General features: G+C 61.4%; 10 protein-coding genes. 9 read left to right on the top strand and 1 reads right to left on the bottom strand.

From position 1 onward, the window contains the following. Positions 1 to 6: 6 nt before the first annotated feature. The gene (locus BM70_RS0125070) at positions 7 to 891 is read right to left on the bottom strand and encodes an AraC family transcriptional regulator (protein ID WP_025858577.1); all 885 of its coding nucleotides are present in this window, start codon (positions 889 to 891) and stop codon (positions 7 to 9) included. An 89-nt stretch (positions 892 to 980) separates the two neighbouring features. Between BM70_RS0125070 and BM70_RS0125065 the strand changes: the two genes are divergently transcribed. The 9 genes from BM70_RS0125065 to pelG all read left to right on the top strand — a co-directional run bounded on the left by BM70_RS0125065 (position 981) and on the right by pelG (position 15,209). Continuing rightward, on the top strand, positions 981 to 1,505 hold the full coding sequence (locus BM70_RS0125065; protein ID WP_256220943.1) for a hypothetical protein: 525 nt from the start codon (positions 981 to 983) through the stop codon (positions 1,503 to 1,505). Between the two features lie 567 nt (positions 1,506 to 2,072). Then, a complete protein-coding gene (locus BM70_RS0125060; RefSeq protein WP_025858575.1) occupies positions 2,073 to 3,005 on the top strand; it encodes an NAD-dependent epimerase/dehydratase family protein in 933 nt (310 codons plus the stop codon). A gap of 62 nt (positions 3,006 to 3,067) precedes the next feature. Beyond that, a complete protein-coding gene (locus tag BM70_RS0125055) occupies positions 3,068 to 5,881 on the top strand; it encodes a bifunctional glycoside hydrolase 114/ polysaccharide deacetylase family protein (RefSeq protein WP_025858574.1) in 2,814 nt (937 codons plus the stop codon). Further along, positions 5,859 to 9,443, top strand: coding sequence for a tetratricopeptide repeat protein (locus tag BM70_RS0125050; protein WP_025858573.1), 3,585 nt, complete (start codon positions 5,859 to 5,861; stop codon positions 9,441 to 9,443). Before BM70_RS0125055 ends, BM70_RS0125050 begins: the two co-directional genes overlap by 23 nt. A gap of 26 nt (positions 9,444 to 9,469) precedes the next feature. Continuing rightward, entirely contained in the window at positions 9,470 to 9,988 is a 519-nt protein-coding gene (locus BM70_RS0125045) for a hypothetical protein (protein WP_025858572.1), read from the top strand. A gap of 5 nt (positions 9,989 to 9,993) precedes the next feature. Next, positions 9,994 to 11,361, top strand: a complete 1,368-nt coding sequence (locus BM70_RS0125040) for a PelD GGDEF domain-containing protein (RefSeq protein WP_025858571.1) — start codon at positions 9,994 to 9,996, stop codon at positions 11,359 to 11,361. Beyond that, complete coding sequence (locus BM70_RS0125035) at positions 11,339 to 12,334, top strand: HEAT repeat domain-containing protein (RefSeq protein WP_025858570.1); 996 nt, start codon at positions 11,339 to 11,341, stop codon at positions 12,332 to 12,334. The genes BM70_RS0125040 and BM70_RS0125035 overlap by 23 nt, the downstream gene beginning before the upstream one ends. After that, entirely contained in the window at positions 12,324 to 13,838 is a 1,515-nt protein-coding gene (gene pelF, locus BM70_RS0125030; RefSeq protein ID WP_025858569.1) for a GT4 family glycosyltransferase PelF, read from the top strand. Before BM70_RS0125035 ends, pelF begins: the two co-directional genes overlap by 11 nt. Continuing rightward, a complete protein-coding gene (pelG, locus tag BM70_RS0125025) occupies positions 13,839 to 15,209 on the top strand; it encodes an exopolysaccharide Pel transporter PelG (protein WP_025858568.1) in 1,371 nt (456 codons plus the stop codon). Positions 15,210 to 15,439 lie beyond the last annotated feature (230 nt).

Genomic DNA, 15,439 nt, shown 5'->3' with positions numbered 1-15,439 from the left:
CGGTTCTCAGGGGCGGGTGTTGTCCTCCCGTGGCGACCGACCGAAAAAGGCTTTGTAAGCCCGGCTGAAAGCCGCTTCGGACTCGTAGCCAATCGCGAAGCCGATCTCGCCGATGCGACCGTCCTGTTTGGACAGCATGGTTTTCGCCAGGGTCAGCCGCCACTCGTTCTGATAGCGTAACGGTGAGCGTCCTATCAGGGAGGTGAAGCGTTCGCAGAAATTCGACCGCGACATGCCCGCAATCTCTGCCAGCGCATCAATGCGCCACTGCTTGCCAGGCGTTTCGTGAATGGCTTTCAGTGCACGGGCGATACGCGCGTCCGACAACCCACCCAGCCACCCGGAAGCGACGCCCTGATGCACCCAGGTGCGCAGGACACGAATCACCACAAGATCGATCAGGCGCGAAATCATCAGCGCCCCGCCCGGCTGCGTGTCATGGGCTTCGAGCAACATGAAATGCAGGATGCCCTCCGCCCAGGCAGCAGCCTCGGCGTGCTGAATATGGATCAGCCGCGGCAGCGCAAACAACATCGCCTGGAAGCTGCTCGCATCGAACCAGAACCGGCAGATGACCACGCTGGCGGGCCCATTGACCGCCGTCATCGTAATGCCGGTGGGGTCGTGGGGCAGCAGGATTACATCGCCCTGGTCGAGTGTCAGCGGCGGTTGATCGGCCATTTCCAGATGCAGCCGGCCTTGCTGAAGCACGCAAATGTGCGCGCTTTTTTCATCCAGCACGAGGCACTGCGCATCCGCCAGCGCACAGGCATACACGCGATCTCCTGTCAGACGGATCTGCGCCAGGACCTGGGACAGCAGATCGCCCCTGGCAAACCCTTCAAGCTGCATTTCCGGATGAATGATCAAGTTTTCCAGGGGATTCATCATGTCGGTTCGACCACGTCTTCACTAAGCTGACCCTCGAAATCATAGCGTACCGCCGCCATCGGGAAGCGCCTTTCCAGCGGTGACCGCCTATGCACATCATCCAACTACATGGGAACACTGAAATGTTCGGAATCTCCGCCCTAGGCTGGATACACACCCTCGGCAGCCTGCCGGCCATTCCACTGGCCGCCTACATGTTCATTCGTCATGGACGCATCGTTCCCCGCTCGGTGCCGGGGTTGTTCTATCTCGTGTCGATGTTGATCGGTGGCCTCACCGTGTTCCTGGTCGCAAAGCAACCCGTCAGCAACATCATTGGTGTCATCACGATTGCATTGCTCGCGGCCGGTTATGGCGTAGGGCACGTGGTCTGGCTGGGAAGGGCGCGGGTGTACCTGGAAACGGTGTTCCTGAGCCTGACCGCTTTCTTTCTGATGGTGCCGACGGTTTCCGAGACGTTGCGACGCGTGCCGGATGGCCACCCCTTCGTCACTGACCTGCAGTCACCGGTGCTGATCGGTGCGCAGGCGAGCATTGCTTTGGCACTCGTCATTGGCCTGACCGCGCAAATGGTCCACCTGCGCAGAAAAGCGCGTCTCAGCACTGCCCACTGATCCAGGCGGACGCACTTTCTGGATGCTTTCGTAAACGAAGCCGCCCTGGCTAATTCACCCCCCTTCGCCCGGTAACCGGCTACTGCCGAAAACCGGGCAAGCACTCCCAGCCAGCCTGCGCTATCCCATCCCTGTCTTCCCTCGACTTCCCGGCGCCGGCCATATCCCATGATGACCATCAGGGCCGCCCACGCACGGCGCAGCGCCTGCCCTGACGTCCGCCCAGCCCGCGTCATTGGAGCCGATCAATCATTTTTCCGTCCTATTATCGTCGTCAATTAAATGACATTTTTAAGCCGAAATTGCCGTCCGGCGGCAAAAAAGACAATACGTTGACAGTTCACTTGGGATCCAACATTATTCGCGACGTTTTGATGGCTCTAAGCCATTAAAATGATATCGGCGACGCACATTCGTCCCGCGCTGTGGTTCTTCAACACATAGGGATGTGGCGGCTTCGACTCGGACGGCCAAGCGACGTTGGCCAGGGTAGCCCTTAAATACTGTCACCGTACTGGCAGGCTCGCTTTTGCGTGCCTGCACACGATTCTTAAGGAAGTGAACTTCATGGCTGTAGGGCGAATTCTGGTTACTGGTGGTGCAGGTTTTATTGGGTCGCATCTGGTAGATGCTCTGCTGGGTAAAGGCTACAAGATTCGCGTGCTGGATGACTTGTCGACTGGCAAAACAGCGAATCTGCCGGTCGGGAATCCTGATCTGGAACTACTGGTCGGAGATGTCGCGGACAGCGCCGTCGTGGAACTGGCCATGGCTGATTGCAGCGCCGTCGTGCATCTGGCTGCGGTGGCTTCGGTGCAGGCTTCGGTTGATGATCCTGTCGCCACGCACCAGGCCAATTTCGTCGGCACACTCAATGTGTGCCAAAGCATGCTGAAGGCCGGCGTGACGCGCGTGGTATTTGCGTCCAGCGCGGCGACTTATGGCAACAACGGTGAAGGCACTGCCATCGTGGAAGACACGCCCAAGTCTCCACTGACACCTTATGCCAGCGACAAATTGGCCAGTGAGTACTACCTGGACTTCTACCGTCGCGAGCATGGCCTGGAACCGGTGATATTCCGCTTCTTCAATATCTTCGGCCCTCGCCAGGACCCTTCTTCGCCGTACTCCGGTGTGATCAGCATCTTCACCGAACGCGCACTGGCGCGTAAGCCCATCACCGTATTTGGCGATGGCGAGCAAACGCGCGACTTCGTCTATGTGCAGGACCTGGTGAGCATCCTTGTGCAGGCAGTCGAGACCCGCGAGCCGGCGCCTGAAGCAATCAACGTCGGGCTTGGCCGTTCGACCAGCCTCAACGACCTGATCGCTGAACTGGGCAATGCCACCGGTGCTCCGTTGGCGGTGACGTACCAGGCGCCACGCCAAGGCGACATCCGCCATTCGCGCGCCAATAACACCCGTCTGCTGGAGCGCTTTGCACTCCCGGAACCGACCTCGATCGGCCAGGGACTGGCGCAGCTTTTGCGCAGTTTGTAGTTCGCCGGTCAATTCGCCCGGCGTTAACGCAGTATTGGCTCAGTCATCTTCTAGAGTGAATTATGGAAATCGTTTTCCGCAGGACGCGTGTCCGCGCGATCGCTGAGCGGCTGTTGGCTGCTCTTGCCTTGTTCGTCGGTGGGCCGGCCGTGCACGCTGCTGCTGTATCTCAGCCGGCCAGCGTGGCCTTCTGGTACGCCGAGCAACCACCGCTGCCGGAACTGGCGCAGTTCGACTGGGCCGTGGTCGAGCCGGGCCACATGACGCCGGGCGATGTGAAAACCTTGCGGGCGCTGGGCAGCCAGCCGTTTGCGTACCTGTCCATCGGTGAGTTCGATGGCAACAAGGCCGAAGTCGAGAAAGCGGGGTTGAGCAAGGCGGTCTCCCCTGTGCGTAACGACGCCTGGAACAGTCAGGTCATGGACCTCACTTCGACGGCCTGGCGTGAGCATTTGTTCGGTCGCGCCAAGGCCTTGGCCGCGCAAGGCTATGCGGGTCTGTTTCTCGACACGCTCGACAGTTTCCAACTGGTGCCGCAAGACCAGCGCGAAGCTCAGCGCGTGGGCCTGGCCAGCCTGCTGCGTGAGTTGCACAAGCGTCAGCCCACGCTGAAGCTGTTTTTCAACCGCGGTTTCGAAGTGTTGCCGGAGCTGGATGGCGTCGCCGCCGCAGTGGCTGTCGAATCGATCCATGCCGGTTGGGATGCCTCTGCCAAGCGTTATCGCCCGGTCTCGGAGTCCGACCGCCAGTGGCTTGAAACGCATCTGCAACCGCTGCGTGCCAAGGGCGTCCCGCTGGTGGCGATTGACTACTTGCCACCTGAGCGTCGCGATGAAGCGCGCACGCTCGCCAAGCGTCTGCGCGACGAAGGTTTTATCCCGTACATCAGCACGCCTGACCTCAATACCCTGGGCATCAGCAGTATCGAAGTCCAGCCGCGCCGCATCGTGATGATCTTCGACCCACGCGAAGGCGCGCTGGAAGATTCCGCTGGCCATAGCAACCTCGGCGGGTTGTTGGAATACCTCGGCTACCGTGTCGATTATCTGCCGGCCAACAGTGACCTGCCGCTCTACGGCTTCAGTGGCTTGTACGCGGGTGTTGTGACCTGGATGACCAGCGGCCCGCCCCAGGACGTAGCGGCGTTCAATCGCTTTCTCAATGCACGCCTGGACGAACAGGTGCCGGTGGTGTTTTTCAGCGGCCTGCCGGTTGAAGACAAACTGCTGCTCAAGCGCCTGGGCCTCAAGCGTGATGTGCCGCCTGCGACCCAAGTGTTGACCATCACTCACCAGGACAAGGCTTTGCTGGGGGCATTCGAAGCGCCAGTGGTGCCTCGTTCCCGTGACCTGGCTTCGGTGTCGGTCCTGCCCAACGGCCCGACACCGGCATTGTCGTTGAGCGGTGCCGGCGGCGCCGTGTTCAACCCAGTGGTGGTGGGCAAATGGGGCGGCCTTGCGCTGGCGCCTTACCTGCTGGAAATCAACAACGAGCGCAGCCGCTGGATTCTCGATCCTTTCGCGTTTCTACAGGCCAGCCTGAGGCTGCCGGCACAGCCGCGCCCAGACACCACCACCGAAAACGGCCGGCGCATCGCGACCGTGCATATCGACGGTGACGGTTTCCCCTCCCGCGCCGAAGTGCGCGGTACTCCGTACGCCGGTCGCCACACCCTGGACGACTACATCAAGCCCAACCCGTTCCTGACCTCGGTGTCGATCATCGAAGGCGAGATCTCGCCGCGTGGTGCATTCCCGTTCCTGGCGCGTGAGCTTGAGCCGATTGCCCGAGAAATCTTCGCCAACCCTAAAGTCGAAGTGGCCACGCACACCTACAGCCACCCCTTTTTCATGCAGCCTGACAAAGCCAAAAAGCGCGAGAACTTCAACCCGGAATACGGCTTGAACATGAAAATCGCCGGCTACGACAAAATCGATTTTCGTCGCGAGATCTTTGGCTCGCGCGACTACATCAACCAGAACCTGACCACCCCGCAGAAGCCGGTGAAGATGGTGTTCTGGCCAGGCGACGCGCTGCCATCGTCCGACACCATCAAGTTGGCCTATGACGCCGGCCTGAAGAACGTCAATGGCGCCGAAACCATTATGACCAAGGCCAACCCGTCGCTGACGGGCTTGAACCCTTTGCTGCGCCCGACCCCGGGCGGGTTGCAGTACTACGCACCCATCATCAACGAAAACCTCTACACCAACCTGTGGAAAGGCCCGTATTACGGCTTTCGCGAGTTGGTCGAGACCTTTGAGTTGACCGACAGCCCGCGCCGTTTGCGTGGCCTGCACCTCTACTACCACTTCTACTCCAGCACCAAGCAGGCCTCGATCAAGGCCATGCACGAGATCTACGGCTACATGCGCGAGCAACAGCCGATGTCGTTGTGGATGAGTGACTACGTTGACCGTCTGCACGGCCTGTACCAGTCGAGCCTAGCGCGTACCGCCGACGGCGCCTGGCAGATCCGTGGCATGGATGCACTGCGTACCGTGCGGCTCGATGCGCAAATGGGCTGGCCGGACTTGCTGCAATCACAAGGCATTGCCGGCGTGCGCGACTTGCCGCAAGGGCGCTACGTGGCACTGAGCAGCGACAAGGCATTGCTTGTTCTGCGCGCGGACAGAGACCCCAGGCCCGCCCTGGAGGACGCCAACCTGCCGTTGCTGGATTGGCGCTACCTGGATGATCGGCGTGTGAGTTTTTCTTTCGCCGGTCAGTTTGACCTGTCCTTCTCCGTACGCTCGGCCACGGCCTGTCGCGTGGAAGTGGATGGGCAGCGATTCGCGGGCAAGGCTTCGGCTGGCCTTTGGACTTTTCAATTACCTATGAAGCAGGTGAGTAATGGTCAGCTCCTCTGCAACTAAGAACAGCCGTCTGCTCAATCCCTGGGCGCTGGCGGTGGTCGCGGTTGCCGTAGGCGGTCTGCTGTGGGCGACTTTTCAGCGTGAATCGGTGTTCCAGCCCGATGGGCGTGAACCCGATGCGGTGTCGGCCAACTATGCCGAGCTGTTGCTGACCGCGCACCCGGACGACGACCGCCTGCGCTTGCAGTTGGTCGACCTGCTGATTCGCCTCGGTGACTACGCCAAGGCGCGCGAGCACATTGAAGCCTGGCCCAAGCCGCAACTGGAAACCCAGGCCTACTACCGGCTGGAGCTGGATGCGCTGGTCGCCGCCAGCGGTAATGATCTGATCGCGCAGCAGGCGTTGGTCGAGCGCCTGGAAAGTTTCGATCACCGTAAATTGCCGGTGGCGCAGCTGCAGAACCTGGCGAAGCTGGCGTTGACATTGCAGGCCCCGGCATTTGCCGCGAGTGTGTTCGAAGAGATCGCCGGGCGTGATCCGGCGCAAAAGAACGAAGCCCTCAAATCGGCCGCGCAGTGGTACCTGGCGGGTGAACAGCCGGCCCGTGCGGCGGCGATCTATTTGCAACTCAAGCGCGACGCCCAGCAACCTGGCGAGCAGCGTGAGTATGCGCAACTGGCGTTCAACAGTTTGCTCTCGGCCGGTCGTGACGAGCAGGCCGCACAGGTGCTTGCCGACCAGTTGCCGACGCTCACGAACCCGCAGACCGATGTGGCGTGGCTGAAGCAGGGCGTCGATGTCGCGGTGGCGACCAAGCAGTTCGAGCTCGCACAACGTGTGCTTGAGCAGTGGCATACCTTGGAGCCTGATAACCCGAGTATCCCGTTGAAGCAGTTCCATGTTCGCTTGGCCATCAACGACCTGGCGGGCGCGTGGGACACCGGTCAGCAACTGACGGTCGACTATCCGGATGATATCGAGTTGCTCGAACAGATGGCCAAGCTCGGTGAATGGCGCGGCGACAATGAAGCGGCGCTGGGTTACTGGATCCGCGTGCTCAAGCTCAAGGAAGACGCGCAAGTCCGCGAGCACGCTTGGCGCCTCGCGAGCCAGCAGTTCGACTTTGACCGTTCTATCCCGTTGCTCGCCGAGATCATGCAGCAACGTGCGCTGACGGATACCGAGTTGGACGCGCTGATCTATGGTCACGAGTCTCGCGGTACACCCGCCGAAGCCGAGGCCTGGTTGCGCACCTACCTGCGCAAATACCCGTCGCATCGCCTGGCCTGGACACGCCTGCTGCAAAACCTGGAAAACACCGGGCAGTTCGCGGCCAAGGGCACGCTCTACAAGGGCTATGCAAAACGCTACAAGCTGACCACGGCCGAATTGGTTGATTGGGCCAGCACTGAAATGAAGCTGTTCAATGAACAAGCTGCATGGGAAGTGGTGAAGTCCGCTGACACGTCCATCGATGACCCGGAGTATTGGCGCACCCGTGCCGCCCTGGCCTGGGACTTGGAGCGCGACGAAGACCTGCGCGTCTCACTGGAAAAACTGCTGTCGATCAATGGCAAGCTGGTCAGTGGTGACGAGAGCCAGTTGATCACGTTGTACCGCACCCGCGACCCACAGCGCGCCCTGGCGTTGATGGTTGCCAGTTGGCATCGCGCCCAAGACCCGCAGCGACTGGTCGAGGCGCTGCAACTGGCTCAGGAGCTGGAGGAGTGGGACCAGGTTGTCGCGTTGCTGGAAGACGCCAAGAAGTATCCGGATGCCTACGAGCAAGCCCAGGTTCTGGCGGTGCGTGGCGCGCTGGCGATCGAGCAGGGTGATAGCGCCGAAGCCGAGCGTTTGTACCTGCTGGGCCTGTCGCGCTATCCCAATGACAACCTGTTCCGCGAACGCCTGACCTGGCTCTACGTCGACCAGGCGGACACGGCCAAACTCAAGCCACTGCTGACCAAGTGGCGTGCCTATGCGCGCGAAGACCGCCTGCTGTGGTTGCCGTTCGCCAGTGCCAGCCAACTGCTGGGTCGCGATGCCGAGGCGTTGGCCTGGTATCGCCTGTACCTCAAGCTTTCCCCGAACGACTGGCTGGTGCAGGCGGCGTATGCCGACGCACTTGAAACTTCTGGCTACCAGGATGCCGCCCAGCGTCTGCGCTTGAAACTACTGCGCAGCCCCGAGGCCGACAACCTGCAACCGTCGTCCCAGCGCTACGCGATCTGGCTGCGCTTGATGTCCAGCAGCTACTCGCCACGCAAGGCACAGCAGGAACTGCTGAAGTGGAAGGACGGTTCGCCGTCGATGAAGCAGCTGTGGTTCGAACGTCTGCTGGCCCGTCTGGATGCGACCAATCAGCAAGCGCAGAAAGACGATTGGCTGGCCTGGGCGCGCACCCAAGGTCTCAAGGTCGACCGCTATGAGCAAATCCAGGAGGCCTTGCGCAGCCGCAACAAAGCCCAGGTCGAAACCCTGTTGGCCAGCAGCGACCTGAACCCGGCGCAGCGTGCCCAGGCCCTCAGTCGTCTGAACCGTAACAATGAAGCCCTGGAAACCAGCCTCTCCGCATTGGGCGATGACCAGCCAGACTCGGTGAATGAACAACTGCGTCGCCAGGCGGTAGAGATCCACGAATCCACCCCGCAAGGCGCCCTGCTGTCCTACCAGAAGCAGGACTTCGGTGGCCTTTCGTTTGACGCTCCACGCCTGGAAATCGCCCATAACCTGGGTGACAAATGGTACGCCGACGTCGAGATGGAACATGGCAAATACAAGGGCGACGATGTGATCTCCTCGCGAATCGGCGAAGAGAGCAACGCGGCCCTGACCCTGATCCGTTCGGTGGAAAACGGCAGCTGGAAGCTGTTCGCCGATACCAGCCAGCGCCAGGACGACGATCGCAACGGCCTGGGCCTGTCGCGCATGTGGCAGCTGGGTTCCAGCCATCAACTCGAGACCGGCCTGGACTGGCATCGCAAGAGCGACGACAGCGGCCTGATGCGCGCTTTCGGGCAACAAGACCGCGCCTGGGTCGGCGGCCGTCACGGCCTGACCGCACGGGATCAGTTGAGCTGGGAAGTGGCGCAGCGGTCGTTCTCGACCCGCGCTGGCGACTCGTTGGGCACCGGCCATGCAGTGAAGCTGGAGCTTAATCACACGCTGGAATTCGCCGGACCTAACTGGACGGTGCGCAGCGGTGTGGATTACCAGAAGAACAACGTGAAGGATCGCAACCTGGATTACCTGTCGGATGCCATTGACCCCAAAGGGCCAATTCGTGTGGTCAGCGATCCGGATGACCCGGAATCGGTCCCTGCCAGTGACCTGCTGCAAAGCCGCTACGGCCAACTCTACGTCGGCAGTTCCTGGCGCCGCGGCATACCGGGCGCGCTGGTGCGCAGCAAGCCGCAATACACCTGGTTGGTGGACATGACGGCGGGTTGGCAGTGGACCGATCAAACCTTCAATTACGGCATCAACACCGGCGTCGGCTTCGAAGTCCTGGGTGACGACGAACTGGCCCTCACCTTCGGCTACCAATCTGCGCCACAAGGCGGGGATGGCAAGTCCGGCGGCACACTGGGCATGAGCTACGGCGTGCGTTTCGGGCGCTGATTACAGAATCTACGGGAGAAAAACCTATGCAAGCAATTCGTAACCTGAGCCTGGCCCTGACAGTACTGTTCGTCGCCGGCTGCTCCAGCTTCACCAGTGAAAACAGCCCGAACCTGCCGCGCAACGCGCAGTGGGGCATCGTGCCGATGATCAACTACTCCCAGACCCCGCAGGCCGGTGAGCGCAGCGAGCAGATCCTGCTCAGCGTACTCAGCAGTCACGGCCTGCAACCGCGGGTTTACCCCACCAGCACCCAGGGCGAACAGGCGCTGATGGATGACAACGAGCGCCTGACCGGTGCCCTGGAATGGGCGCGTGAGCAAAAGCTCGATTACGTCGTGGCCGGCAGCGTGGAAGAGTGGCAGTACAAGAACGGCCTGGACGGCGAGCCGGCGGTCGGCATCAGCCTGCGCGTTCTGGAAGCCAGCAGCGGTCGTGTGCTCTGGAGCAAAAGTGGCGCACGCGCCGGCTGGTCCCGTGAAAGCCTGGCGGGCAATGCTCAGACGGTAATCGACAAACTTGTTGGCGCCCTTCGGTTCGAGTGAACGCAATGAATTCTCCACACATGGATTACAGCCTGGCGCCTCGCGCCAGCGGGCCGGTGTCTTGGCTGGAAACACTGCTGGTGACGGGCTTGGCGATTGGCCTTGGCTTCTGGCTGACTCCCGAAGACCCGTTGCAGATGCACGGTGGTTTCCCCTGGCCGATTCTGGCGCCGCTGCTGTTGGGTGTGCGTTACGGTTTTGTGCGCGGCCTGTTCAGCGCCGGGCTGCTGGTAGCGGCGCTGTTTGCGCTGCGCTACAGCGGTCATGAAGGTTATACCCAGCTTGAGCCGTCGTTCATCGTCGGTGTGTTGGTCTGCGGGATGCTGGTGGGTGAGGTGCGCGATCTGTGGGTGCGCCGCCTGGAGCGTCTGCAGATGGCCAACGAATACCGTCAGTACCGTCTCGACGAATTTACCCGTGCCCACCAGATCCTGCGGGTTTCCCACGACCTGCTCGAGCAACGCGTGGCCGGCAGTGACCAGAGCCTGCGCAGTTCGCTGCTGGGGCTGCGCGAGAAACTGCGCGGCATGCCGGTTGAAGGCGATGCATTGAGCGAACTGGCAGAGCCGATTGTGGCGATGCTGGGACAGTACGGTGCATTGCGCGTGGCGGGGCTGTACCGCGTCGACGACACCGAGAAAAACGTATTGCCGCAGGCCCTGGCGATGATCGGCGTGATGGGCCCCCTGGGCACCGACGACGGTTTGATCAAGCTGTGCCTGGAGCGCGGTGAACTGGTCAGCGTGCGTCAGGAACTGATCGACTCGGGTAACTCCGCGCAGTTCTCATCGCTGCAGGCGTGCATCCCGTTGATCGACGCCGAAGGTCGGTTGCTGGCGATCCTGGCGGTTCGGCAGATGCCGTTCTTCGCGTTCCAGGATCGTACGCTGAGCCTCTTGTCGCTGCTGGCTGGCCACATCGCCGACCTGTTGCGCCGTGACCCGCACGTACTGCAATTGCCCGACGCCGATTCCCAGCAGTTCACCCTGCAGCTCAAGCGTTCGCTGGTGGATGCCGAGCAGCACACCTTGCCGGCCGGTCTGTTCGCGTTCGAGATGACGCGTGCCAACGAGGAACTGTCGCGTCTGATGGAGCGCAGCCAACGTGGCCTGGACCTGCACCTGGCGGTGCGCAACAACCGCGAACATCGTCTGCTGCTGGTGCTCTTGCCGCTGACAAGCCCGGAAGGTACCGAAGGCTACCTGGCGCGGATTGGCATGCTGTTGCACGAGCACTTTGGTATCGATACCGACTTGGACAGCTTGGGTGTGCGGGTCATGCCTTTCAACCTGGAGCCTGGCTGTGACCGCAACGGGCTGCGTAACTTCCTCTACAACGAGTGTGGCCTGAATGATCAGCAAGTGGCTGTTTAGCGGGGCCTTGTTGTTAGAGGCGGGCAGTTGGGGCAGTTTGTGGCTGGATGCGCCGGTGTTGCATCAACTGCTGGTGTTCATCTTCAGCCATGCCCTTGCCTGCCTGATGCTGTGCGGCGCCGTATGGCTGTTACTGCCGGCGCGCTATCGTGCCCCCCTGCCTTGGAGCCCGCTGTTTATTTTCAGCCTGGCGTTCTTCGTGCCGGTCATCGGCGCGTTGGGTGTGGTCGCCTCGATCTTTCCTGCGCTTTATCTGCCGCGCAAACGTGATCGTCAGGCCTGGCAATCCGTGGGTATCCCGGGCTTGCCATTTCGTGCGCAAGCCCAGACGCGTTCGCCGATTTTTGCGGACGGCGGTTTGCAAGATGTACTGCGCCACGCGCCCGACCCGGACCAGCGTCTCGCCGCCTTGCTGGCGACCCGCCGCATGCCCGGCAAGGACGCCGTGCCCATCCTCAAGTTAGCCTTGGGCGACCCCAGCGATGACGTGCGCCTGCTGGCGTATTCGATGCTCGACAAGCAAGAAAGCGACATCAACCTGCACATCCAGATGGCCCTTGAGCAGTTGGCCGGCGTCAGCCCGCGCACCGCTGGGCCGGTACATGGCATGTTGGCGCGCTGGTACTGGGAACTGGCCTACCTCGGCCTGGCCCAGGGCAGCGTACTCGAACACGTACTCAGCCAGGCCAGCGAGCACGCCGAGCAGGGCCTGGCGGCGGGCGAGGGTGGCGAACTGTTGCTGCTGGCCGGCCGTATTGCCTTGGAGCGCGGCGAGAACGAACGCGCCGAAGCGCTGTTGCATGAGGCCGAGAAGAACGGCCTGGGCGCGGCTCAGTTGCTGCCGTTCCATGCTGAACTGGCGTTTGAGGCCGGTCGCTATCATGAAATCCCCGGGTTGCTCGCCAGCCTTCCCGAAGAAACCCGCCAGCGGCCACCTTTCGCTGAGCTGGTGAGGAGCTGGAATGAATCATAAGCAAACGCCACCGACTGCCGATATCTGCCTGTTGCTGGAAGGGACCTGGCCATACGTGCGTGGCGGCGTATCGAGCTGGATTCATCAGATGATCCTGGGCCTGCCGGAACTGACGTTCTCGGTGATGTTCATTGGCGGCCAGCGTTCGGCCTACGCCTCGCGCCGCTATGAGATACCGGCCAACGTGGTGCACATCGAAGAGGTGTTCCTCGAAGATGCGACGCACCCCACCAACACCCGGGGTACACCGCGCGAAGCCGACCCGCAGCAACTCGCCGACCTGTACCGCTTTCTGCACCACCCGGACCAGCCGGAACGCGAGCTGGGCGAGCGCTTGCTCAGTTGCATCGCCGACGGGCACATGACCCTCGATGACGTACTGCGCAGCCGCGCCAGCTGGGAGACCCTCAGCGAAGGTTATCGCCAGCATTGCGCCGACCCGTCGTTCGTCAACTATTTCTGGACCCTGCGTTCGTTGCAGTCACCGCTGCTGATGCTCGCTGAAGCCTCGCGCAAGATGCCGCCGGCGCGGGTGCTGCACTCGATTTCCACCGGTTACGCCGGACTGCTGGGCTGCATCCTCAAGCACCGCTGGAAGTGCACTTACCTGTTGAGTGAGCACGGCATCTACACCAAGGAACGCAAGATCGATCTGGCCCAGGCCACGTGGATCGCCGAAAGCTCCGGGCAGGCGCTCAACCGCAGCCTCGACGGTGGTTCGGGCTATATCCGTACCCTGTGGGTGCGCTACTTCGAGCGGATCGGCCAGTTGGCCTACAACAGTGCTGACAACATCATTGCCTTGTATGACGGCAACCGTCAGCGCCAGATCAAGGACGGTGCCGACCCGCGTCGCACGCAACTGATCGCCAATGGCATCGACCTGTCGCAGTGGGCCAGCGCCATGGAAACCCGCGAGCCGGGCATTGCCCCCGTGGTGGGGTTGATCGGGCGCGTGGTGCCGATCAAAGACGTGAAAACCTTTCTGCGTGCCATGCGTGGCGTGATCAGCGCCATGCCGAACGCCGAAGGCTGGATTGTCGGCCCGGAAGAGGAAGACCCGGAATACGTCAGCGAGTGCCGCAGCTTGATGGCGAGCCTGGGGCTTGAGGGCAAAGTGCACTTCCTCGGCTTCCAGCGCATCCAGGACATTCTGCCCAAGCTTGGCCTGATGGTGCTGACGTCGATCAGCGAGGCACAACCCTTGGTGATCCTCGAAGCCTGGGCCGCCGGCACGCCAGTGATCAGCAGCGACGTCGGCTCGTGCCGCGAATTGATCGAAGGCGGCAGCGCCGAAGACCGTGACCTTGGCCACGCTGGCAAGGTGGTGGCGATCGCCGACCCACAGGCCACCTCCGCCGCCATCCTCGAGCTGCTGCGCAGCCCCGAGCGCTGGAAGGCCGCACAAGCCAGCGGCTTGCTGCGGGTCAACCGTTACTACACCGAAGCCTTGATGCTGCAGCGCTACCGCGACCTGTACCAGGCAGCCATGGAGAACAGTTAAATGGCCGGTATTGGCTTCGAACTGCGCAAGATCCTCTCGCGCGACTCATACACTGCCACCCTGCACGCCTATGTGTACGCCGGGTTGATCAGCTCCGGCCCCTGGGTGCTGTCGATCATCAGCGTGATGCTGGTGGGGATCATCAGCCTCGGCCTGTTGCTGCCTAACTCGCTGGTGGGGCAATTCCTGGTCACGGTGACGTACCTGATGGCCAGCTCGTTGATCCTGACGGGCGGCCTGCAGCTGTTCTTCACCCGCTTTGTGTCCGACCAGTTGTTCGAGCACAACTACGAACAGATTCTGCCCAACCTGCTGGGCATCCTGTTGATGGTGACTGTGGGGGCGGGCGTGCTGGGCGTCATCGTGCTGGCGCTGCTGTTCGACCAACCGCTGATCTACCGCGTGCTGGTACTCTCGAACTTCGTGGTGCTGTGCAACCTGTGGCTGGTGATCATCTTCCTCTCGGGGATGAAGAAATATAACCGCATCCTGCTGGTGATGGTGGTGGGCTACTCGCTGATGGTCGCGAGCGCCTACCTGCTGAGCTTCCTGAAGATGCCCGGCCTGTTGCTGGCCTTGTTGATCGGACACGGCAGCCTGCTGTTCCTGTACCTGTACGACATCCTGCGCGAGTACCGCGCCGAGAAGATGATTGCCTTCGACTTCCTCAATCGTCGCAACGTCTTCCTCAGCCTGCTGGTCACCGGGTTCTTCTACAACTTCGGCATCTGGGTCGACAAGATCCTGTTCTGGTTCAACCCAGGCACCTCCAACGCCGTGATCGGCCCGCTGCGAGCATCGATCCTGTACGACATGCCCATCTTTATCGCCTACCTGGCGATCATCCCTGGCATGGCCGTATTCCTAGTGCGCATCGAGACCGATTTTGCCGAGTGGTACGACCGCTTGTTCCGCGCCATCCGCGACGGCGAAACCTTGCAGCACATCGGCTCGCTGAAAACCGAAATGACCCTGTCCATTCGCCAAGGCCTGCTGGAAATCTGCAAAGTCCAGGGCCTCACAGTGGTGCTGCTGTTCCTCTTTGCACCGCGCCTGCTGGAGTGGATCGGCATCTCCAGCTACTACCTGCCGCTGTTCTACATCGACCTGATCGGCGTCAGCATCCAGGTCGTGTTCATGGCGCTGCTCAACGTGTTCTTCTACCTCGACAAACGCCGCGTAGTCCTGGAACTGTGCGTGCTGTTCGCCGTACTCAACGCCGGCCTGACACTGCTCAGCATGCACCTGGGGCCAAGCTTCTTTGGGTACGGGTTTACGCTGTCGTTGCTGGTGTGCGTATTGCTGGGGCTGGCGCGCTTGTCGTCGGCGCTGGAAGATTTGGAGTATGAGACGTTTATGTTGGCGCGGTGATTGGGTTTCAGGTGGGGTGAAAAAGGCACTTGGCGTTCGCGGCAAGTGCCTTTTTTGTTGGGGGCCGGATGGGGCTTTATAGGGAGCGATAACAAACCTCGCCACAAGTTGAACTGCACTATGGCGAGGACAGGCCTTTTCAGTGAGGTCTACTGCGCGCTATTGCCGGGTGACTCCAACACCTTCACCACGTCATCAATCACCGCCTTGCTCATCTCCAGCAAGGTATG

Origin of the sequence: Pseudomonas sp. CHM02, assembly GCF_000612585.1 — a bacterium.
Lineage (GTDB): Bacteria > Pseudomonadota > Gammaproteobacteria > Pseudomonadales > Pseudomonadaceae > Aquipseudomonas.
Note: the sequence above shows the minus strand (reverse complement) of the source record. Positions and strands in the feature narration are given on the sequence as shown.